The 449-nt window shown below is 63.3% G+C and carries 1 protein-coding gene; it reads right to left on the bottom strand.

The features are described from left to right. A partial coding sequence (locus tag DU29_RS01000000130825) for an efflux RND transporter permease subunit (protein WP_033051174.1) occupies positions 1-449 on the bottom strand: 449 nt, incomplete at both ends.

Genomic DNA, 449 nt, shown 5'->3' with positions numbered 1-449 from the left:
GCACGGCTTCGACCACATCGCCGGCGGTCATACCCAGCGCCGCAATTTTGTCGGGGTCCAGCCATAAGCGCATGGCGTAGTCGCCAGAGCCGTTGATCGTGGCATCGCCCACCCCCTGGATGCGTGCCAACTCGTCGCGTACATGGAGCACGGCATAGTTGCGCAGGTACAGCGCGTCATAGCGATCGCCCGGCGAGCGCAACTGCACGACCAGCGTTTCGTTGTGGGACTGTTTGACGGTCACCACACCTTGCTGGCGCACCGCTTCGGGAAGACGCGGCTCTGCCTGGGCGACACGGTTCTGTACCTTGACCTGGGCGTCGTCGGGATCGGTGCCAGGACGGAAGGTGACGGTCAGCACCAACACGCCATCACTACCGGCCACGGACTTCATGTAGAGCATGTTTTCCACGCCGGTGATGGATGCCTCCAGTGGTGCGGCTACCGTG

It is taken from the genome of Pseudomonas sp. Ant30-3, from assembly GCF_000690905.1.
GTDB lineage: Bacteria > Pseudomonadota > Gammaproteobacteria > Pseudomonadales > Pseudomonadaceae > Aquipseudomonas.
This window is presented reverse-complemented; position numbering and strand designations above follow the sequence as displayed.